The sequence below is a fragment of the Pseudoduganella dura genome (genome assembly GCF_009727155.1).
Taxonomy (GTDB): Bacteria; Pseudomonadota; Gammaproteobacteria; order Burkholderiales; family Burkholderiaceae_D; genus Rugamonas; species Rugamonas dura.
On record NZ_WNWM01000002.1, the window covers coordinates 266,347 to 286,441 of the forward strand.

Consider the following 20,095-nt stretch of genomic DNA (forward strand, 5'->3'; position numbering starts at 1 on the left):
GCACCTGTGTGCCAGCCTGGTCGCGTTCATCGCCTACGCGATCGACAAGCGTGCCGCCCGCGCGGGCCGGCGCCGCACGTCCGAACGCACGCTGCTGCTGATCGGCCTCGCCGGCGGCTGGCCGGGCGCCCTGCTGGCGCAGCGGCTGGTGCGGCACAAGTCTTCGAAGAAGTCGTTCCAGGTCAGGTTCCGGATCAGCGTCGCGGCCAGCGTCGCGTTCACGCTGGCCCTCCTCCACGCCGCTTCGCGTTACGCCTACAGCCCGCTCGGGTAAGTCTCCGGCACCTCGTCCTGCCGCCAGAGCGCGGAGCGCTCGAGCGGCCGCAGCGCCGTGCTCCGGTCGACGTGGACCAGCGCGTCGAACTGCCGGGCCGCATCGGCATGGAAGTAATGGCTGTGGCGCTCCGTGTCCGGCCGGTAGATCACGCCGATCGCCCGTTCCAGGTAGCGTGACGGCAGCCGAGCCAGCATGCTGTCGCGCCCGCGCAGCGGCAGCAGGAACTGGCCCATGCCGGTGGCGGCCGCTGTCTCGTGCAGCAGCCGCTCCACGCTGCCCGGCCGCGACGCCACCACCTGTTTCAGTTCCGCCGGCCCGTCCCATTCGGTGGCGGCCGTGACGGTGCCCGTGTGCGTCGTGAACCCGAGCAGGAACGTGTCTTCGGGGCGGTAGCGTTCGCGCACCAGCTGGCCCAGGTTCAGCTGGCCGTGCTCGCCCATCTCGGTGGCGCGCGCGTCGCCCAGGTGCGAGTTGTGCGCCCACACCACGATCTTGCCGGGCCGCCCCACGCGCTGGCTGATGTGCTCGCGCAGCGCCTCCAGTGTTTCGGCCATGTGCGAGTCGCGCACGTTCCACGACTCGTCGCGGCCCCGGAACATCGAGCGGTAATAGGTTTCGGCATTGCGCGCCACGCGGGCGTTCTGCTGCGCGTAGAACAGTTCGTCCGGCACCTGCCCGCCCGGCTCGCGCGCATGCAGGTCGGCATCGCGCGTCAGCTCCACCAGTTGCCGCATCACCTCGTCCTCGCAATGCGGTTGCATGCCGAACGAGGCTGCGTAGCCGTAGCGCTGCGGGTCGTCGGCCATGTGGTCGATGCAGGCGTAGCGCTGGCGTGCGCGCTCGGCCGCTTCCGGGTCTTCCCTGTCGAGATACGCGATCACGGCGTGCATCGATTGCCGCAGGCTGTACAGGTCGAGACCGTGGAAGCCCACGCGACGCACGGTGCTGGCCACGTGCGCGTTGTGCACGCGCAGCCAGTTCACCAGGTCGACGATCTCGTGGTTCCGCCACATCCATTGCGGGAACCGCTTGAAGCCGGACAGCGCGCCCTCCGCCGTCATGTCGTCGCCGCCGTGCTGCACGTAGCGGCTCACGCGCAATGCATCCGGCCAGTCCGCCTCGACGGCGATCGCGTCGAACCCTTTTGCCACGATCAGCCGCTTGCTGATTTCGGCGCGCAGCCGGTAGAACTCGCGCGTGCCGTGCGTGGCTTCGCCGAGCAGCACGATCGAAGAGTCGCCGATGCTGTCGAGCAGCTCGTCACAATCCGTGCCGTCGAACGGCCGCGCTTCGCGCGCCAGCGCGTCGATGATGTTCCGGTCCGTCATGATGGTCTCCCGCCGGTTGCCTGGCTGGTCACGATAGCGCAGTCCGTGCGACACTGTCGCAGCTTTAACCTGAGGAAATGCGTGAATGTGGACTGGTGTATTGTGCGGCCTGCTGGCGGGCGCGATGTGGGGCATGGTGTTCATCGTGCCGGCGATGCTGGCGGCGTTCTCGCCGCTGGAACTGGCCCTGGGCCGCTACACGGCATACGGCGCGATGGCGTTCCTGCTGCTGCTGCCGAAGCTTGCGACGCTGGCGCCCCGGATCGACCGCCGTGACGGCATCGCGCTGCTGCGGCATGCGCTGAGCGGGAACATCGTCTACTACATGCTGCTGGCGACGGGGGTGAAGCTGGCCGGCGTGGCGCCCACGTCGCTGATCATCGGTGTGCTGCCCATCACCGTCACGCTGCTGGGCCGCCACGATCATGGCGCCGTGCCGCTCGCGCGGCTGGCCCTGCCGCTGGCCATCGTCGCCGCCGGCATCGCCTGCATCAACGTCGACGTGTTCCTGCACGCGCACGAATCGGGGCGACCGCCGTGGCAGACGGCCGCCGGCCTGGCATGCGCGGCCGGCGCGCTGCTGTGCTGGACCTGGTATGCCGTCGACAATGCACGGTACCTGAAGGCCAACGCGCATTTCACCAGCGCCGAATGGTCCGCGCTGTATGGGCTGTCGAGCGGCATCATCGCGCTGCTCATCGCCGTCGTGGCACTGGCGTTCCGCCACGACGAGGTGACAGGCGCCAGCGCCGCGGCGAGCGGCCGCGACTGGGGCCTGTTCTGGACCTGCAATGCGCTGCTGGCGCTGGGCGCCTCGGTGATCGGCAACGGCCTGTGGAACGTGGCCAGCCGGCGCGTGCCGGTCACGCTGTCCGGCCAGCTGATCCTGTTCGAGACGCTGTTCGCGCTGTTGTATGGCTTTGTTTACCGGCAGGCCTGGCCGCGGGCGCTGGAGGCGGCGGCGATCGCGCTGCTGGTGGCCGGCGTGCTGTGGTCGGTGCGGGTGCATGCGGCCGAGGAAGACCTCACGCCGCCGTAGTCCAGGGCCGGAACGAACCGTCAGGTCAGGTAACCGCTGTCCGCCAGCGCATCCTGTACCAGCTCGAGCCGCAGAACCGGGTTGTCCTGCGCCAGCAGCAGCTGCTTTTGCGGCAGGTCGAGTTCGAGCAGTTCGCACCAGCGGTTCGCCACCCAGCCGCTTTCGTCGAGCCGGTATGGCAACCCCATCGGCATCTGCGATTCGCTCACCCCGCGCTGTTGCAGCGAGCGGATCAGCGTGCCGAGCGCATTGGCCACATCCTGCTGCTCGCCCGGTACCGGCACCGCCATGTCGTCCGGCATGCATTCGATGTCGGCCATCCACAATCCATGCTTCAGCTGCTCGGCCGATGCGATGCGGAAGCGCCGTGTGCCGAGGCAGGTGACATGCATCAGCCCCGGCAGCGGCGCCGTCCAGTCGACGATGCGGGCCAGCGTGCCGATCGTGGCGATGGCTTCCTGCTGGCCGGGCTTGCGCACCTCGTCGCCCTGGGCCAGCACCACCACGCCGAATTCCTCATCGCCGGCGATGCATTTCTTGATCATGTCGAGATAACGCACCTCGAACACCTGCAACCCGAGACGCCCGTCGGGGAACAGCACTGTGTTAAGTGGAAACAATGGAATCATGTACCCGATCTTTGCACAGTTTGCCCGCGCACGGCGCGCCGATGCCATCCGGCAGACAACGTCACGTTATTGAGGTCAACAGCGCGCTGCCCCGGTCCCAGGCGCGCTACGCTGGCCGCGTCAATTTCCCATGGAGGTCATCATGCTGGCAAACACGGAAGCCATGGCAACGATCGCCGTGCGCGATATCGCGGCGGCGCGGGAGTTTTATGGCACTGTACTGGGACTTCAGGAAAGCGTCGTCGGGGGCGATGCGGAAGGCGAGGTGCTGTCGTATTTGAGCGGAAGCTCACGGATTATGGTGTACCGGTCGGAATTCGCCGGCACCAATCGGGCGACTTCAGCGACCTGGACAGTTGGCGATGAGATCGAGGAGATTGTCGCCACACTGAAAGAAAAGGGGGTAACGTTCGAACACTATCAGATGCCCGGATTGCAATTGGCAGGCGATATCCACGTGGGCGACGAGATGAAAGTTGCGTGGTTCACGGACCCGGATGGAAATGTTCTCAGCATCGCGGGTAATTGAGAAGCATTCCCGAAACATTGACGAGAATGTCCGGAAAACGATTGCAATTACTGGCGTCAGCAATACAGTCAACGATGGCATAAGCAATGTCGCCTGGAAGCGACATTGCTGTGTCCGGCAAACCCCAACCTGATCGGCTGCCACGCCTGGCAATGAGGAAGTGAAAACCATTTCCTCGAAATTACTTTCATAATAACGCACCTGAAACTGCCGATGTATGCAACAGCGTGTACCGCGTTACTTTGCCGGGGTGAGGGAGGCCAATTCGAGGCGATCGGGAAGGCAAGCCAACCCAATCGAACCTGAGCCAAACCAATCGAACTCGCGCCCGGCTAAACCAATGAACCTGAGCGACGCCAGCCCAGGCAAAGTAATCACGGCCGGGCTTTGCCCTTGCGCGTTCAGCGCCATCGCCGGATTGGGCACCGGATTTTCGCGATTAGGCATCGCCGGGTACGCCCGGGACCATGACGCCAGGATGGCTGTCATCGCATTATTGCTGCGCCTGCCTGCAAGCACGCCTTCGACTTGCTGCCCGCGCGGATTACCGATTATCCGACTGCCCGATTACATCTTGCCCGGCTTACTGCCTGGTCAGCTTACTGCTCCATCAGCTTACTGCTTGATCAGGAAGTCTTCCTTCTTGCGGCCATCGAGCCATTTCGGCGCGCGGCCGCGGCCGGTCCAGGTCTGGCCCGTCGCATCGTCGCGGTATTTCATCGGCACGGGTGCGCGCGCCTTTACGGGCTTGGCCGTTTTGACGGCCGGACCGAGATCGGCCAGCGTCAGGTTGTGTTCACGCATGATCGTGGCGATACGCTCTTTTGCCTCGGAGATCTCGTTCCGGCGGGCCAATTCAGCCTGCTTCTGCAGTTCGGCGATCTTGGTCTGGTATTCCTGGTAAGTCGTCATCTCTTATCCTTCAAAGGTGAAAAAGTGCGTGTGACAATGTGTGAGAATTCAATGTCCCGTCAATTTACCATAAGATCCCGGCGGCATTCCACACTTATTCGAATAAATGTCGCGTAAACTTACGCGAGAATAAAACCCGTGCACTTAAACTCGCAACCCTGAATACCGCCTCACCAGCCAGCCATGTACCCGATGCATCTCCGCGATGCAAGTCATCGTTGCCGGCTTTGCCGGGCCGGGAAATGACACTGCCGCGGGAAGCGGCTGCTGGACGATTTATTCGGACTGTAGAATTTCGGTGCAAACCGGTGCCGGACTGCACCGGGAGTATCTTCGAACCGCTGTCCAAGACACTGTGCAGGACGTATTCAATTACCGGCTGGCGCAGCCGCGCTGGCTGGGAGGAATGGGGCGGTGCGGGTTCCACGGATTGCGGGGAATTCCGGGCCGGGATGCCGGTTTGCAGCGGGAGGGCGCGGCCGGGAGAACATGGATGGCTTGCCAAATCATGTCGATGCCCGGCGGCCCGGCCAATGGCAATTGGTCCCGCCAATTCGGCACCGCATTAATACATCGCGCTTTGCCCAACGGCCGGCCTGCCAGCAGGCAGCTGCAACTTTGGCTCACCCCGGCAACTGCCCCATGGCGCAGCAGCTCAGAAACGCATTTCCAGCGTCGCCCTGCCCTGCGTATAACCGGGATAAATGCTGGTACGCCGCAATGTACCGTTCTCGTCCAGATACGCCGAGTCGGATACCGAATCCTGGCTCAACAGGTTCGATACCGCCACCCGCAGCTGGTATTGCGGCGTGAATTTCCACAGCGCGTACACGTCGAGGTCGCGCCGGATGCTCTGGTAACCGGTCTGGTTGACATCGATACGCACCGGGCCGCCGTCGCGGAACGCGAAGCTGGCCCCGGTCGTCAGCCGGCCGTCGCGCGAGCGATAGTCGGCGCCAAACGTGGCGGACAGAGGCGTCTGCTGATCCAGGCGGTTGTCCGGGCCCGGCACCACGTCCACCCGCGACCAGTTGCGCGCCACGCTGGCGCGAACGTCGATGCCCGGCGCGTCGGCGATCACGGCCGCCAGCGGGAACTTGGCCTCCAGCTCGATGCTGCGGGTCACGGCATTGCCGTTGTTGACGGGCGTGGCGATCCAGCGGCCGTTTTCCAGGAACAGGCCCTGCCGCGTGTACCCGCTGATGCGGCGCATCGACGCCGCCGCCGACAGCAGTGCGCTCTCGCCCCAGTAGTGCTCGTACGACGCGTCGATGCCGGACGCCAGCTCCGGCTGCAGGTCCGGGTTGCCGCGGCGGTCGGGCTCCGTCTGGCTGTTATTGGTGGAGGTGAAGCGGCGCGGCACCAGGTTGTTCGGGCTCGGCGCCTTGTAGGTGCGGGTCAGCGCCAGGCGCACCTGGTCGCGGCTGTCCGGCAGCTTGTACAGTGTCTGCGCCAGCGGGCTCCATACGCTGTTGGCCTGGCTCGCGGTGTCGAATCCGTCCCCCTCGCTGGTGGTCTCGATGCCTTCCCAGCGCAGGCCGGCATAGACCGACCAGCGCGGCGTGAGGTTCCACTCGTCCTGGGCATACAGCGCCAGCCTGGTGACCTTCGCTTCATAGCCTTCGTCCGAATCCACGGCCGTGCGGCCCGGCAGGTCCGCTTCATCCTCGGTGCGCGAATCGTCGCGCAGCATGACGCCGGCATCCCAGCCCATCGACAGCGCATGGTCGTCGAACAGCGGCCGCGAATACTTGCCCTGCGTGGAAAAACCCTGTTCCGTCGTCTCGCTGAGCACGACCGCATCGCGCCCCAGGGCCGCGGCGCGGTAGTCGAACTCGTGCCACGTGCCTTTCGAGCGCATGCCGCTGATGCCGGCCTTGGCGTCCAGCTTGGCGCCCTCGCCCAGCCGGTGCACCCAGTTCAGGTCGGTACGGGCGAACACGCTGCGATTGTCGTTGTACATGTCGCGCGTGTCGAACCGGGGCGGCGTGCCCAGCTCGGTATCGCGCACTTCATAGCCGTGGTAGACGTTGCGGTTGACGTTGACGAAGGTTTGCGATGTGAGCGTGTCGCCGCCCGCCAGGTTCCAGTTGACGCGCGGCGACAGGTTGATGCCTTCCCAGCGGCCGCTGTCCTGCTGGCGGGTATGCCGTGCCATGCGCAGTTCGCCGGCCGGATCGACCAGCGTTTCTTCCACGGGCGACGCGCGGTCATAGGTGCCGCGCCAGAAGTTGCCGCTCAGCGAATACGACATTGCGCCGTTCTTGTCGGACAGCTGCACGCTGCCGCTAGGGCTGTTCTGGTCGGCGCTCTTCGCCGCGCCGAGCTTCACTTCGCGCTGGGCGGTTTTCACCGCCCGTTTCAGCACGATATTGATCGTGCCGGCGATCGACTGCGTGGAAAATTCCGCGCTGGCGGCGCGCACGATTTCGATGCGTTCGATGACGTCCGGCGACAGCGTGTCGATCGAAAAACCGGCCGGGGCCCGTTCGCCGTTCAGCAGGATCTGCGTATAGCCGCTGCCCAGGCCGCGTATGCGGATATCGCCGCCGCCGCGGCCGGAGCCGCCGACCGTCACGCCGGGAATCCGCTTGAACACGTCCGTCACCGAGGTATCGCCGTAGCGCCTGATTTCCTCGTCGGAGACGACGACCTTGCTGGCGGTATCGTCTCGGCGCGGATCGTACGTCGCCGCCGAACCCTTGATTTCCACGGTCTGTACCGGCTCCGGCCGCTGTGGCAGTTGCGCCTGCTCCTGTTTTTTCGGCTCGGCCGATTCGAGCAGCGTTTGAACGGTATCGGCATGCGCGGCTGGCACAGGCAATACGGCGGTGGACAGCACCGCCACCGTCAGCGTGGCCAGTTGGAGCGGGTAAAGGGAATTGGACGGACGCATGGAAAACGTTTAATTTAAAGTAAATGAGCGAAAAATGAAGCGTGGTAGCGCTATTTTGCCCAAGTTTCAATTGCGCGGGTTAATAGCCCAGAAATATTTCCACCGGATTGCAGCGCCATCGCCCTGGCATGCACGGCTATAATGCCCGATTGACCATATCTGGAAAACATTATCGTGTCCGACCGCCTTGCCGTGCTGCCGCAGTACCTGCTTCCGAAGGGAGCATTGACCAATTTCGCCGGGCGCGTGGCGGGAGCAAAAGGCGGCGCGATGACGACCCGGTTGATCCGCTGGTTCGTCGGCAAGTACGACGTCAACATGGACGAAGCCGCGAACTCCGATATCGCCAGCTATCACAGCTTCAATGAATTCTTCACGCGCGCGCTGAAACCGGGCGTGCGCCCGATCGCCGACGTGCCGTTCGTCTGCCCTGTCGACGGTCGCATCAGCCAGTTCGGCGCGATCGAGGACGACCAGATCTTCCAGGCCAAGGGCCACAGCTTCACGACGACGGCGCTGGTGGGGGGCGACCGCGCGCTGGCGGACCGGTTCCGGCATGGCAGCTTCGCCAACCTGTACCTGTCGCCGCGCGACTACCATCGGATCCACATGCCGTGCGACGGCAAGCTGACGCGGATGATCTACGTTCCGGGCAGCCTGTTCTCCGTGAACCCGACGACCGCCCGCGGCATTCCCGGCCTGTTCGCCCGCAACGAGCGCGTGGTGTGCGTGTTCGACACCGCGCACGGCCCGTTCGTGATGACACTGGTCGGCGCGACGATCGTCGGCAGCATGGCCACGGTATGGCACGGTGTGGTCAACCCGCCGCGGCAGCCGAACATCTGCGACTGGACCTACATGGACCGCGACATCGTGCTGAAGAAAGGCGAAGAACTGGGCCGCTTCCTGCTCGGCTCCACCGTCGTCATGCTGTTCCCGAAGGACACCCTCGCTTTCAACCCCGGCTGGCAACCGGCCGGCGCCGTGCGGCTGGGCGAGCCGATGGCCACGTCGAGATAAGGCGTAGCGGCAAACCCGCGCCGGCGTGTCTGATTCTGACAGGCGGGCGGCGCTACAATGAGTGATGCGGCTGACGACGCATGCGGTCTGGTGTCCGACAGCATCCCTCAGCCGGTCGCCTCGTAATGCCCTTCGAGCATATCCAGAAACGCCCGCGTCTTGGCCGGCATCAGCCGCCGGCCGGGAAACACGGCATATCCCGTCACCGAAGGAAAGCGCCACTCCGGCAACACCCTGACCAGCGCACCGGCGGCCAGCAGCGGCGCCGCATAGCGGTCGGTACAGCTGGCGATGCCGGCACCGGTGGTGGCCAGCCGGGCAAGCAGCTCCGGTGAATTGCCGGTCATCCGCACCGGCAGCTCGCGTTCCCAGGTCATCTTGCCCCGCAACAGCGTCCAGTGCGCCATGCCGGACGCGGTGCGCGACAGGCCGAGCAGGTCGTGGCGGAACAGCTCGTCCGGGTGCGACGGCAGCCCGCGCAGTACCGTATACGACGGCGACGCATACAACGACCACGTGCTCAGCACCACCGGCCGCGCGGCAAGCGTGGCATCGTCCGGCAGCGCTCCCATTCGTACGGCAAGGTCGAACCCCTCCGCCACCAGGTCCACGCGCCGGGGCGACAGGTCGAACTGCAGCGAGATCGCCGGATACTTCGCCATGAACGCCGGCAACAGCGTGCCCATCACCTCGTTGGCGAAGTCGGCCGGCATCGATACCTTCAGCAACCCGTTCGGCGCCGCCTGCCGGTGCTGCGCCAGCGCCCCCGCCGCCGCCGTTTCCTCCGCCACCTTGCGGGCGTGCTCCAGCAGGCTGCCGCCGAACTCGGTCAGCACCAGCCGGCGCGTGGTCCGTTGCAGCAGCCGCTCGCCCAGCCGCGCCTCCAGCTGCGACAGGCGACGCGATACCGTCGACTTCGGCAATTGCAGGCGCTCGGCGGCCTGGCTGAAGCTGCCCAGTTCGACGATGCGGGCAAACAGCAGCAGGTCGCCGGGATCAAGTTCCATGATTGTTCCACTGGTGGATGAATGTTATCCATTTTAACCGCTTTATCAGCACCAGTGGAACGAGTAAAGTACACCCATCGCAGCAACAACCCCATTCAACGGAGCACACCATGAACATCCTGCAAATCAATTCCAGCGCCCGCAGCAACGGTTCCGAATCCACCCGCCTGGCCGACAGCATCGTCGCCCGGCTCAATGCGGACGGCAACGCCACCGTGGTACGCCGCGACCTGGCAGCCCAGCCGCATCCGGTGCTCGATGAAACCGCCCTGCAGGCCCTGTTCACCCCGGCCGAGGCGCGCACCCCGGAACAGGCGGCCCGCGTGGCGCTCGACGATGCGCTGATCGCCCAGGCACAGGCGGCGGACGTGATCGTGATCGGCGCGCCGATGTACAACTTCGGCATCACCGTGCAACTGAAAAGCTGGTTCGACGCGATCGCCCGCGCCGGCGTCACGTTCAAGTACGGTCCGACCGGCCCCGTCGGCCTGTTGACCGGCAAGAAGGTCTACGTGGCGCTGACCCGCGGCGGCATGCACAAGGATGCGCCGTCCGATGTTCAGCTGCCGCACCTGAAGACCTTCCTCGGTTTCGTCGGCCTGACCGATGTGCAGTTCGTGTATTCCGAAGGCCACGGCATGGGCGCCGACGCCGTGGCGCGTGCCCGCGCCGAAGCGGACGAGCAGATCAACGCCGTCCTCGTGTAAGCAGGCCAGGCAGGCAAAAGCAGGCAAACCACCACCAGCAACAGGAGAACAGTCATGAGCATCACCGCAGATAACGTCACCCGCGCCCGCACCGTGGAGCGCGTGATCCAGGGCCAGGCCGTGATGGACGGCGCGGGCGTGAAGATCAACCGCGTGCTGACCCAGCCGCTGCAGCGCCGCCTCGACCCGTTCCTGATGCTGGACAATTTCGGTTCGGAAGAAGCCAGCGACTACCTCGCCGGCTTCCCGAACCATCCGCACCGCGGCTTCGAGACCGTGACCTACATGCTCGAAGGCCGCATGCGCCACCGCGACAGCGCCGGCAACGAAGGCTTGCTGGAGAACGGCGGCGTGCAATGGATGACGGCCGGCCGTGGCGTGATCCACTCCGAAATGCCGGAGCAGGAAGAAGGCTTGATGGAAGGGTTCCAGCTGTGGCTGAACCTGCCCGCGAAGGACAAGCTGATGCAGCCCTGGTACAAGGATTTCAAGGCGGCCGAGATCCCGTCGTTCACCACGGCCGAAGGCGCGGTGGTGCGCGTGATCGCCGGCAGCAGCCATGGCATCGCCGGGGCCGTGCAGCGCGAAGGCACGGAACCGCTGTACCTGGACATCGAACTGTCCGCCGGCGCCACGTTCACCCAGGCGCTGCCGGCCGGGCACAATGCGTTCCTGTACCCGTACCGCGGCAGCGTGACGGTTGCCGGCAAGACGGTGGCCGAGCGCAGCATGGCGATCCTGGCCAATGACGCACAGGCGGACGGGATCGCCGTCAGCACGGCGGACGCGGCGCGCTTCATCCTGATCGCCGGCCGCCCGCTGAACGAACCGATCGCGCAATACGGGCCGTTCGTGATGAACACGCAGCAGGAAATCGTCCAGGCGGTGGAGGATTTCCGCGCCGGCCGCCTGGGCGAGGAAGCCCACGGCGCCCGCTGACCGTCATCGATCGGCGCGGTCGCGCTAGAATGCGCGCATGACCACGCTGATCGACCTGTTCAAACGGCTGAGCCGGGCCCTGGGGCTCGACACGGCCGATTCCTTCCCTCCCGGCCACGCCTACGCGCGCACGCGCTGGAACGCGGCCTATTTCGACATCGCCTCCGACGTCAAGCCGGACGACATCGAGCGCCGCATCTGCGACGCCATCGCCAACACGCCGCTGGTATTTGCCCACATCACCAACCCAACGCCGCGGATGCAGCGCGCGCTGTTCGGCGTGCTGGAGCAGCGCCTGCGCCTGCGTCACGAGCGCGAGGCGGCGCAACTGGCGGCACTGCTGATCGGCGCATACCGCAGCCCCCATATCGTGGAGGCGATGCCGGGCCTGAAAGCGGTCATCGCGGCCACCGTGCATGACGAGGCGCCGGTGCGCGTCCGCGCCGTGCTCGATTTCATGGCGCAGCGCGATGCGCCGTTCGACGTGATCGACATGCACTGAACGGCGCCGGCCGCCCGGCCAGCTCTTGCGCGGCCGCCGGCGGGAAGGAATGCATTCATTGCAAGTGGCACGAGGCTCGACTAGAGTGCAATGGCCACCATGACACGCGAACATTGCTTTCCCAACCCCGATCGAGGAGTTCCACCGTGCGTATCCCTCCTTACCTGCTGACCGCGGCCGCCTCGGCCGCGATGCTGCTCGCCGCCGGCCCCGCCTGGGCGGACATCGCCACCTACACCAGCCAGTCGGCCCATCTCGGTGCCGTGGGCGCCACCGGCGTCGACACGTTCGACGACCTGGTCGTCGACGAATTCGCGTCGCCGCTGAACCGCGCGGCCGGCGCGTTTTCATACACCGCCGCGATTACCGGCGGCACCGGGTTCGGCGCGAGCGACGACGATGTCGACGTGTGGTTGACGAGCGGCAGCATGGACGACACCATCACGTTCTCCGGCTTCGGCACCGGTGCGGCCGGCGCGGGCGGCTACTTCTTCGGCAGCGACCGGTTCGGTTTTTCGCAAGCGATCGACCACATCACGATCTCGGCAACGGACAGCACCGGCGCCACCGTCACGCATGTCATCGACGCGCCGGGCCCCGATTCGTTCGCCGGCTTTGTCTCGACGGCTTACCTGACCTCGCTGTCGGTATCGATCGGCGGCGCGGCCGATGGCTGGCCCACCATCGACGACCTGCACATCTCGGCACCGGTGCCGGAACCGGCGGCTTACGCGTTGATGCTGGCCGGCCTGGGGCTGCTCGGATGCGCGGCGCGGCGGCGGCAGGCCTGACCCGCCGCCCCGTCAGCCCGAAGCCGCGGCGGGCGTCGGCGTCGGGAGCCCGCTCCCGGCGCGCGCCGGCACATAGCGCTCGCGCAGCGCCATGAAAGGCGTTTCCACAACCCTGTACAGCAGCCACCCGGCGGCCAGGCTGGCCAGCACCAGCAGCGCGATGCCGGCCGGCCCGGCGGGATCGATGCCGCCCGCGCGCAGCATCCTGGCCAGCACCACGCACAACTGCTTGTGCGTCAGGTAAATCGCATACGACCACACGGCCACGCTGCCGGCGCCCGGCACCCGCACGCGCGCCAGCAGTGACGCCGGGCTCAGCGCCGCGAGCACCAGCAGCGCGAAACCCAGCGCCAGCAGCGGATAGCCGAACACGGTGACCGCATGGCCGAAGTGATCGTCCAGGAACAGCTTCAGCGCCAGCGCCGTGACGGCGGCGCCTGCCGCCAGCGTCCAGTTGCCGAACGACGTGATGCGCGCCCACAGCGGGCCGTGGCATTGCCGGATCATCGCCAGCGCAACGCCGGCCAGCAACTCGTCGAAGCGGCACAGCGTGGCGTAGTACACGGTCGTGTAGAACGCCGCGTTGCCCGCATGCGGCGGCCGCGCGGCCTGCCAGCCCAGGTCGCGGAACAGCATGCCGGCCGCGAGCCCGCAGGCCAGCGCGAACCAGCCGAGCGCAACCGCGCCGCGGCAGCGCGCGATCAGCAGCGCCGCCGCCGGCAGCACGAAATAGAACTGTTCTTCCACGCACAGCGACCACGAATGCGAAAATCGCGTGCCTGGCACCAGGCCCAGGTTCACCGTGAACGTCAGGTATTCCCACCACGGCGCATGGCGCGTGCCGTCGATGAAAGGCGGCCAGAACGCATACAGCGCCAGCACCACGTAGTAGTTGGGCAGCGTGCGCAGCAGCCGGCGTGCGGCGAACCGGCCCATCGAAAACGCGCCGGTGCGCAGCCCGGCCAGGATCTGGTTGCCGATCAGGTAGCCGGACAGCGTGAAGAACAGGTCCACCCCGGTCCAGCCGATCCTGCTGGCGAAGCCGAACGTGGCCTCGTCCGTGACGAAGCTCATGTAGTGGTTGGCGAACACGAGCACGATCGCAAGCGCGCGCAGCGTGTCCAGGCCGGGCTGGCGGGTCGAGGAATGCATGGGCGGCATTGTACCGCCGGCGATGCATCGTTCCATCGCCAACGCGGCTAAAATGACGGCCACCATCCATTCCCGAGGAACAGCATGAGCCGTACCCTGCACTTCCGATCCGTCAACTACACCGGCCAGGGCCCCGGCCCCAGGCTGATCGTCACGGGTGCCGTGCACGGCAATGAAACGGCCGGCACGCAAGGCATCGAGCGGGTCATGGCGCGGCTCGACAGCGGCGAACAGTCGCTTGTCAACGGCAGCGTCACGTTCGTTCCCGTCGTCAATCCGCTCGCTTATGCGAAAGGCGAACGGGCCGGGGAGCGCAACCTGAACCGCAACCTGTTCCCGAAGGCCGATCCGAAGGATTTCGAAGACCGCGTCGCCAACTGGCTGTGCCCGCTGCTGGCGGCGCACGACGTGCTGCTCGACCTGCACTCGTTCAATTCGCCCGGCGAACCGTTCGTGATGGTGGGCCCGCGCGACAACGACGGGCCGCTGGAACCTTTCCGGCATGAACTGGAAGAACGCGCACTGGCGCGGGTGCTGGGCGTGCGGCGCTTTGTCGACGGCTGGCTGCGCACCTATGGCGCCGGCGTGCGGCGCCGTCTCCGTGACGATAGCCAACTGGAAACGGTACTGCGCTACGGCGTCGGCACCACCGAGTTCATGCGCACCACCGGCGGCTACGCGCTGACGCTGGAATGCGGCCGGCACGACGACCCGCAGGCGCCGGACGTGGCGTACCGCGCCATCATGCATACGCTGGCACACCTGGGCATGGTCGACGCGCCCCGGCCGAAACCGGTACCCCGCGAGGAAATGGAAGTGCTGTCGATGTGCGAAGTGCACGACCGGCAGGGCGACGCGGACACGTTCAGCCGGCCCTGGGCCAGCTTCGACCGTGTTGCCCGCGGCGACGAAATCGGCCGCCGCGCCGATGGCACGCCGGTGCTGGCCGGGATGGATGCCGTGATCCTGTTTCCCGACAGCGCCGCTCCGGCAAACAGCGAGTGGTATTACCTGGCACGCGTGAACGAAGAGTTTTGAGGGACCGTTAGCGGTAAATCGGAAAACCATATCAGCCCGGTTCCAGCGCGAGCACTTTCCGCGGCCGGCGGTCTGAACGTTACTGCGGCGCCAGGATCTTCAGGCCCAGGATGCCGGACACGATCAGCGCGATGCATACGAGCCGCGCCGCTTCGGACGGTTCGCCCAGCACGGCGATGCCGTAGATGGCGGTGCCGACGGTGCCGATGCCCGTCCACACGGCATACGCGGTGCCCAGCGGCAGGTCGCGCAGTGCCAGGCCGAGCAGGCCGACGCTGCCGGCCATCGCGGTGAGGGTCAGCACGCTGGGCACGAGACGGGTGAAACCGGCCGTATATTTCAGGCCGACGGCCCAGGCGACCTCGAGCAGGCCGGCCACCAACAGGACGATCCAGGACATGGATGTTCTCCAGAGCTTGGCAAGGTCGTCCCCGCCGACGATGAAGCCCGCCGCGGCGTGCGCGGGAAGGGGTCGTCCCCTCAGGCAGGGCCGGAGTATATCATTGCAATATTTCATTCGCAGAGCATCATTTTTATCCTTGCAAACAGGGCTTGAACTTATATCGTACAATCTCGATATACGTATCGGAGTTACTCGATATTCGCATCGAAGAAACAAACCATGACCGAACTCGACATCGACGCCATCCACAAGGCACTGGCCAACCCGGTCCGCCGCGAGATCCTCGCGTGGCTGAAGGACCCGGAAACGCACTTCGCCGACCAGCTCCATCCGCTCAGCCTGGGCGTGTGCGCGGGCAAGATCGACGAGCGCTGCGGCCTGTCGCAATCGACGGTGTCGGGTCACCTGGCGATCCTGCAAAAGGCGGGACTCGTCACGGTGACGCGGCTTGGACAGTGGAACATGTTCAAGCGTAACGACGAGGTCATCGGGGCTTTCCTCGATCACATCAACGGCGGCCTGTAAAGGCGCCCATCAAGCTGACCATCTCAAGGAAACGATATGACCACTCTGTTCGACCCCATCACCATCGGCGGCCTGACGCTGAAAAACCGCGTCATCATGGCGCCCCTGACCCGTGCCCGCGCCGCCGGCGGTGCCCGCGTGCCCAACGCGCTGATGGCCGAGTACTATGCCCAGCGCGCCAGTGCCGGGCTGATCCTGTCGGAAGCAACGTCGGTGACACCGCAGGGCGTCGGCTACGAAAACACGCCGGGCATCTGGTCCGACGAACAGGTGGAAGGCTGGAAGCTCGTCACCGACGCGGTGCACGCGAAAGGCGGCAAGATCGTCATGCAGCTGTGGCACGTGGGCCGCATCTCGGACCCCAGCCTGCTGAACGGTGAAGCACCGGTGGCGCCGAGCGCGATCGCGCCGCAGGGCCATGTCAGCCTGCTGCGCCCGATGCGCCCGTATGCCGTGCCGCGGGCGCTGGAAACGGATGAGATCCCGGGTGTGATCGCGGCTTACCGCCTGGGCGCGGAAAACGCGAAGAAAGCCGGTTTCGACGGCGTGGAAATCCACGGCGCCAACGGCTACCTGCTCGACCAGTTCCTGCAGGACAGCACCAACCAGCGCACCGATGCGTACGGCGGCCCGATCGAGAACCGCGCCCGGCTGCTGCTCGACGTGACCGATGCCGCGATCGATGTGTGGGGCGCCGACCTGGTCGGCGTGCACCTCGCGCCGCGCCGCGACTCGCACGACATGGGCGATTCGGATCCGGCCGGCACGTTCGGCTATGTGGCGCGCGAGCTGGGCAAGCGCAAGATCGCGTTTATCTTCGCGCGCGAAGCCATCGGCGAGGACAGCCTGGGGCCACTGCTGAAAAAGGAATTCGGCGGCGTGTATATCGCCAACGAGAATTTCACCATCGACAGCGCGCAGCAGGCACTGAACAACGGCACCGCCGACGCGATCGCCTGGGGCAAGGATTTCATCTCCAACCCGGACCTGCCGGAACGCCTGCGCGCCGGGGCTCCGCTCAATCCACTGCGGCCGGAAGTGATCTACGGCCCATCGGCCGAGGGTTATACGGACTACCCCGCACTGGCGTAAATCGCCGATGTTTCCGGGCACCCGGGCGCCACCGCCGGGTGCATGACCGCCGCAACGCTTCGCATGTTCAGGAGCGCCCGCCCCTTCAGGAATTCCCTGAAGGGGCGGGCGTTCCTGTTTTACTTGCGGAAAACCTTCAGCGTGGCACGCTGTAGTTGACCGGCACGAACTGGTAACCCTTGCCGTTGCCGCGCAGGTGGCCCAGCGCGGGGAACGGCAAGTGCGCGGCGCCGATCAGGTAGGCACCTTTCGCCGCATTCGCAAACGCGGCTTTCCGGGAGGCCAGCGCGGCCTTCGTATCGCTGTCGAACTCGATCGTCACCGAAGGGTCGTCGAACTGGATGAATTGCGCATGCATCAGGTCGCCCATCAACACCAGCTTCTCGCCACGGCTTTCGACCACATAGCTCGTGTGTCCCGGCGTGTGGCCATAGCTGGACGTGGCGCGGATGCCGGGTGCCAGTTCGGCATTGCCTTCGAACGGCTGGAACCGGTCCGCACCGGCATAGGCGGCCAGTGCCCCCTGGGCGCCCTGGAAATAGCCTTTCTTGTCTTCCGGCGCGGAATCGAGCTGCGCCTTGCTCAGCCAGAAATCGGCATCGCGCTTGTCGGCGCGCACCACCGCGTTCGGGAATGCCGCCTTGTCCGCGCCCCCCAGGCCGCCCACGTGGTCAGGATGCATGTGCGTGATGTAGATCTCGTCGACCTGCTCCGGCTGGTAGCCGGCTGCCTTCAGGCTGCCCAGCAGCTTGCCCAGCGTGGGGCCGAACAGCGTGCCGGCGCCCGTGTCCACCAGCACCAGTTTGCTGCCCGTGTTGATCAGGAATGTATTGACCGACGTTTCGACCGGCGTCTTCAGGAAGTGCTTCGACAGCGCGCCCTGCACTTTCGCGGGCTTTTCATGCAGCAGCTTGTCCATCGGCAGGTCGACGGTGCCGTCGGACAGCACGGTCACTTCGAAGTCGCCGACCATCGTGCGGTAGAAGCCGGGCGCCTGGGTCTTGACGATCGGCGCGGCGGCAAGCGCGGTACCGGCGGCGGTCAGCAACACGGCCGCCATCACGGCACGGGAGCGGAAAGGAATACGGGAAGCAATGCGCGGTGCGCCGCGGTGAGCGATGTATGGTGTCATGTTGGTGCTTTTCTTGTGTGTTGCGGGATCGCCAGATTACCTGAAACGTCACCATTCTGCCGGCGCCTCCCTCCTCAGGCAGGGACGAAGGCTGCCGGCAGCCGCGGCCGGCAATCAAGGACTAGAAATTGAGCGGCATGCGCACCGACAGCGATACGTCCGGCGTATCGCGCGTCAACCCCGCTCCCACGGTGACGTTGACGGTGCGCTTGTCGTTCAACCGGTATGAAAAGCCCATCAGCAACGTGCCGAGCTGCGTGCGTACCGACCCCGGCACGTTGCTGCCGTTCTGTTTCGTGCGCCCCATCGAGCTGTGGTCGTAGCCGAGGCTGAGCGACGCCTTTTCGTTCAGCGCCAGCCCGATGCCGAAATTGAAGCCAATGACGGCGCCCGGTTTCACCTCGCCCAGCGGCTCGATTTCCCCGTTCAGAACACGGCGCGAAACATTGCTGCGCTTGATGTTGTGCAGGTAGCTGATGCTGCCGAAAAAGATCGCCGGGTCGCTGGGGAACAGCCATGTCACGCTCGGCTGCACGCCGTAGAAGCCGGAGCCCGTGGGCAGGTCGAGCGGCAGGCCGGTGCCGGTGGCGTTCTCGCCGACGCAGCGCCGCGTGCAGTCGGTCACGACCTCGAACGGATCGCGGCCGGTGCGCGTCTTGACCCGCACGCCTGCCACGTAATACGGCTTGTCGATGCCGCCCGCGTTCAGCTGGTGGCGCAGCGACAGTTCCACATCGCCGAGCGCACGGCCGCTCGTGTCGAACACGCGCTCGACGGCGGTGCCGGTGAACAGCTCGCGGCTGACGGTGGAATCCGAACGGTACACATACGGCACGCGCAGCTCGACCTCGGTGCGGTTGGTCAGGCCATGCCGGGCCGCCAGCGCGCCCGTGAACGTGTTGCGCTTGACCTCGCGCACGTCGATCAGCCCGATCAGCAGCGCCGGGATGATCGTGTAGCCCACCAGCGCAACCCGGTTGCTCGATGAATAGCCGAACTGGAACGACGGCTCCAGCACGGTGGCCCCGCGCGCCGTCAGTACGCCGGGCGCCTCGAACAGCGGCGCCACTTCGGGTGGGCGCACCTCGCGCGCGGCGGCCCGCCCGGCCACCGGCCCCGCCGGCGCGGCACCCGGGGCCGGCGGGGCCGGTGCCACCGGCGGCGCCGGCGCGCCAGGTTGCGGACCGGGCGGCTGCAGCGTGGGCTGCGGCTGCGACTGCGGCGCGGCCGGGCCGGCGCCACGCATCGCGGCGAGCACGGTGGATTGGAGGGGGCGCGGTGCCGGGCCGTTCGCGTCCGCCGAAGCGGCTTCCCAGCCTTCGACATCGGGCAGCGGCGCGGCGTCCTGTGCTCCCGGAGGCGACAGCGCGGGCGAGCCCGGCATCGGTGCGGGCCGTGCCGCCAGTTGCTCGCGCAGTTCGCGCAGCAGTTCGCGCTGTTCCACCAGCTCCTGCCGCAGCCGGTGCAGCTCGGCGGAGAGCTCGGCGGCGGTGGGCCCCTGGCCCGGCATGGCCGGCGGCCCCTCCTGCTGCGCCAGCGCGCTCATCATGAACAGGGACAGGCCGGCGGAACCGGCAAGCAGGGTCTGGGCGAACCGCATGCGAAACTCCTTTTGGGTGGCAGCCGCTCAGCGCGGCACGATGGCGGTGGACAGCGACTGGCGCAGGCTGTCGCCGAAATTCATGTCCTTCAGGATCGACAGGCTGTTGACGGTGGCGTCGATCGTGGTCTGGCTGCGGATCACCTGATCGTCGGCGCTGTTCTGCAGCAGCAGGCCCGCCAGCGGTTGCGCCGCCTGCAGCAGCGCGTTGCCCTCGCCGATCCGGGCGATCTGGAATGCCGGCCGCGACGCGTCGGCGGTCGACAGCTGGCCGCTGGCGATCACATTGCCGTTCAGGCTCAGCACCCGGTCGACGGACAGGGACACCAGCAGGCCATTGCCACCGTCGAAGCCGCCCCTGGCGTCGGCCAGCACTTCTTCGTCGACCGGTACCCAATCCGCGGTTCCGCCGGCGCCGGATGCGCAAGCCGGGACCGATGCCAGTACGGCCCAGCAAAGGGTGGCCAACAGGCACGGCACGCCGGAATGGGGCAGCGGAAACCATGGCATCTTCATGTCGTTTCTCCTTCATTCGTTCGGAACACCCGCCGGCTGTCGTCCGGTCGTACGGACATCC

The 20,095-nt window shown here is 66.2% G+C and carries 22 protein-coding genes; 11 read left to right on the top strand and 11 right to left on the bottom strand.

Annotated elements, in window-relative coordinates:
* The first annotated feature begins 40 nt into the window (after positions 1-40).
* Entirely contained in the window at positions 41-274 is a 234-nt protein-coding gene (locus GJV26_RS01300; protein WP_371866547.1) for a DUF1294 domain-containing protein, read from the top strand.
* On the opposite strand, the gene GJV26_RS01305 is transcribed toward GJV26_RS01300, so the two are convergent.
* On the bottom strand, positions 256-1,605 hold the full coding sequence (locus tag GJV26_RS01305; protein WP_155706988.1) for an erythromycin esterase family protein: 1,350 nt from the start codon (positions 1,603-1,605) through the stop codon (positions 256-258). The two genes, GJV26_RS01300 and GJV26_RS01305, sit on opposite strands and share 19 nt — an antisense overlap.
* An 85-nt stretch (positions 1,606-1,690) precedes the next feature.
* Between GJV26_RS01305 and GJV26_RS01310 the strand changes: the two genes are divergently transcribed.
* On the top strand, positions 1,691-2,644 hold the full coding sequence (locus GJV26_RS01310) for a DMT family transporter (protein ID WP_155706990.1): 954 nt from the start codon (positions 1,691-1,693) through the stop codon (positions 2,642-2,644).
* Between the two features lie 20 nt (positions 2,645-2,664).
* Here the strand turns inward: GJV26_RS01310 and GJV26_RS01315 are convergent, their stop codons facing one another.
* Complete coding sequence (locus GJV26_RS01315; protein WP_155706992.1) at positions 2,665-3,273, bottom strand: LON peptidase substrate-binding domain-containing protein; 609 nt, start codon at positions 3,271-3,273, stop codon at positions 2,665-2,667.
* Positions 3,274-3,415: 142 nt separating this feature from the next.
* Between GJV26_RS01315 and GJV26_RS01320 the strand changes: the two genes are divergently transcribed.
* The gene (locus tag GJV26_RS01320) at positions 3,416-3,802 is read left to right on the top strand and encodes a VOC family protein (RefSeq protein WP_155706994.1); all 387 of its coding nucleotides are present in this window, start codon (positions 3,416-3,418) and stop codon (positions 3,800-3,802) included.
* A gap of 237 nt (positions 3,803-4,039) precedes the next feature.
* Here the strand turns inward: GJV26_RS01320 and GJV26_RS01325 are convergent, their stop codons facing one another.
* The 3 genes from GJV26_RS01325 to GJV26_RS01335 form a co-directional block, all read right to left on the bottom strand.
* Positions 4,040-4,291 (bottom strand): hypothetical protein, encoded by a 252-nt coding sequence (locus GJV26_RS01325; RefSeq protein WP_155706996.1) that lies wholly within the window; start codon positions 4,289-4,291, stop codon positions 4,040-4,042.
* Positions 4,292-4,417: 126 nt separating this feature from the next.
* A complete protein-coding gene (locus GJV26_RS01330; RefSeq protein WP_155706998.1) occupies positions 4,418-4,714 on the bottom strand; it encodes an H-NS histone family protein in 297 nt (98 codons plus the stop codon).
* A gap of 655 nt (positions 4,715-5,369) precedes the next feature.
* Positions 5,370-7,610 (bottom strand): TonB-dependent receptor plug domain-containing protein, encoded by a 2,241-nt coding sequence (locus GJV26_RS01335; RefSeq protein WP_155707000.1) that lies wholly within the window; start codon positions 7,608-7,610, stop codon positions 5,370-5,372.
* Between the two features lie 174 nt (positions 7,611-7,784).
* On the opposite strand from GJV26_RS01335, the gene asd reads away from it, so the two are divergent.
* A complete protein-coding gene (gene asd / locus GJV26_RS01340; protein ID WP_189442150.1) occupies positions 7,785-8,630 on the top strand; it encodes an archaetidylserine decarboxylase in 846 nt (281 codons plus the stop codon).
* Between the two features lie 107 nt (positions 8,631-8,737).
* Here asd and GJV26_RS01345 read toward each other — a convergent pair whose 3' ends face one another.
* A complete protein-coding gene (locus tag GJV26_RS01345; RefSeq protein WP_155707002.1) occupies positions 8,738-9,637 on the bottom strand; it encodes a LysR family transcriptional regulator in 900 nt (299 codons plus the stop codon).
* Positions 9,638-9,747: 110 nt separating this feature from the next.
* Here GJV26_RS01345 and GJV26_RS01350 point away from each other — a divergent pair, with 110 nt between their 5' ends.
* From GJV26_RS01350 to GJV26_RS01365, 4 genes are all read left to right on the top strand, one after another.
* The gene (locus GJV26_RS01350; protein ID WP_155707004.1) at positions 9,748-10,344 is read left to right on the top strand and encodes an FMN-dependent NADH-azoreductase; all 597 of its coding nucleotides are present in this window, start codon (positions 9,748-9,750) and stop codon (positions 10,342-10,344) included.
* Positions 10,345-10,398: 54 nt separating this feature from the next.
* On the top strand, positions 10,399-11,283 hold the full coding sequence (locus GJV26_RS01355; RefSeq protein ID WP_155707006.1) for a pirin family protein: 885 nt from the start codon (positions 10,399-10,401) through the stop codon (positions 11,281-11,283).
* 37 nt (positions 11,284-11,320) lie between these two features.
* Positions 11,321-11,785: a hypothetical protein gene (locus tag GJV26_RS01360; RefSeq protein WP_155707008.1), complete on the top strand. Its 465-nt coding sequence runs from the start codon at positions 11,321-11,323 to the stop codon at positions 11,783-11,785.
* A gap of 146 nt (positions 11,786-11,931) precedes the next feature.
* Positions 11,932-12,576 carry a PEPxxWA-CTERM sorting domain-containing protein gene (locus GJV26_RS01365; RefSeq protein WP_229427981.1) on the top strand — a complete coding sequence of 215 codons (645 nt, stop codon included), beginning with the start codon at positions 11,932-11,934 and terminating at the stop codon, positions 12,574-12,576.
* A gap of 12 nt (positions 12,577-12,588) precedes the next feature.
* Here GJV26_RS01365 and GJV26_RS01370 read toward each other — a convergent pair whose 3' ends face one another.
* Positions 12,589-13,728, bottom strand: a complete 1,140-nt coding sequence (locus GJV26_RS01370) for an acyltransferase family protein (protein WP_229419133.1) — start codon at positions 13,726-13,728, stop codon at positions 12,589-12,591.
* Positions 13,729-13,812: 84 nt separating this feature from the next.
* Between GJV26_RS01370 and GJV26_RS01375 the strand changes: the two genes are divergently transcribed.
* Positions 13,813-14,766, top strand: a complete 954-nt coding sequence (locus tag GJV26_RS01375) for a M14 family metallopeptidase (protein WP_155707012.1) — start codon at positions 13,813-13,815, stop codon at positions 14,764-14,766.
* A gap of 79 nt (positions 14,767-14,845) precedes the next feature.
* On the opposite strand, the gene sugE is transcribed toward GJV26_RS01375, so the two are convergent.
* Entirely contained in the window at positions 14,846-15,166 is a 321-nt protein-coding gene (gene sugE / locus GJV26_RS01380) for a quaternary ammonium compound efflux SMR transporter SugE (RefSeq protein WP_155707014.1), read from the bottom strand.
* Positions 15,167-15,388: 222 nt separating this feature from the next.
* Here sugE and GJV26_RS01385 point away from each other — a divergent pair, with 222 nt between their 5' ends.
* Both GJV26_RS01385 and GJV26_RS01390 read left to right on the top strand, forming a co-directional pair.
* Positions 15,389-15,694: an ArsR/SmtB family transcription factor gene (locus tag GJV26_RS01385; protein ID WP_155707016.1), complete on the top strand. Its 306-nt coding sequence runs from the start codon at positions 15,389-15,391 to the stop codon at positions 15,692-15,694.
* A gap of 36 nt (positions 15,695-15,730) precedes the next feature.
* Positions 15,731-16,786, top strand: coding sequence for an alkene reductase (locus GJV26_RS01390; RefSeq protein ID WP_155707018.1), 1,056 nt, complete (start codon positions 15,731-15,733; stop codon positions 16,784-16,786).
* A 136-nt stretch (positions 16,787-16,922) separates the two neighbouring features.
* Here GJV26_RS01390 and GJV26_RS01395 read toward each other — a convergent pair whose 3' ends face one another.
* The 3 genes from GJV26_RS01395 to GJV26_RS01405 all read right to left on the bottom strand — a co-directional run bounded on the left by GJV26_RS01395 (position 16,923) and on the right by GJV26_RS01405 (position 20,034).
* The gene (locus GJV26_RS01395) at positions 16,923-17,918 is read right to left on the bottom strand and encodes an MBL fold metallo-hydrolase (protein WP_371866435.1); all 996 of its coding nucleotides are present in this window, start codon (positions 17,916-17,918) and stop codon (positions 16,923-16,925) included.
* A 121-nt stretch (positions 17,919-18,039) separates the two neighbouring features.
* Positions 18,040-19,518 carry an acetate kinase gene (locus tag GJV26_RS01400; protein ID WP_155707020.1) on the bottom strand — a complete coding sequence of 493 codons (1,479 nt, stop codon included), beginning with the start codon at positions 19,516-19,518 and terminating at the stop codon, positions 18,040-18,042.
* A 27-nt stretch (positions 19,519-19,545) separates the two neighbouring features.
* Positions 19,546-20,034, bottom strand: a complete 489-nt coding sequence (locus tag GJV26_RS01405; protein WP_155707022.1) for a hypothetical protein — start codon at positions 20,032-20,034, stop codon at positions 19,546-19,548.
* Between the last annotated feature and the right edge of the window lie 61 nt (positions 20,035-20,095).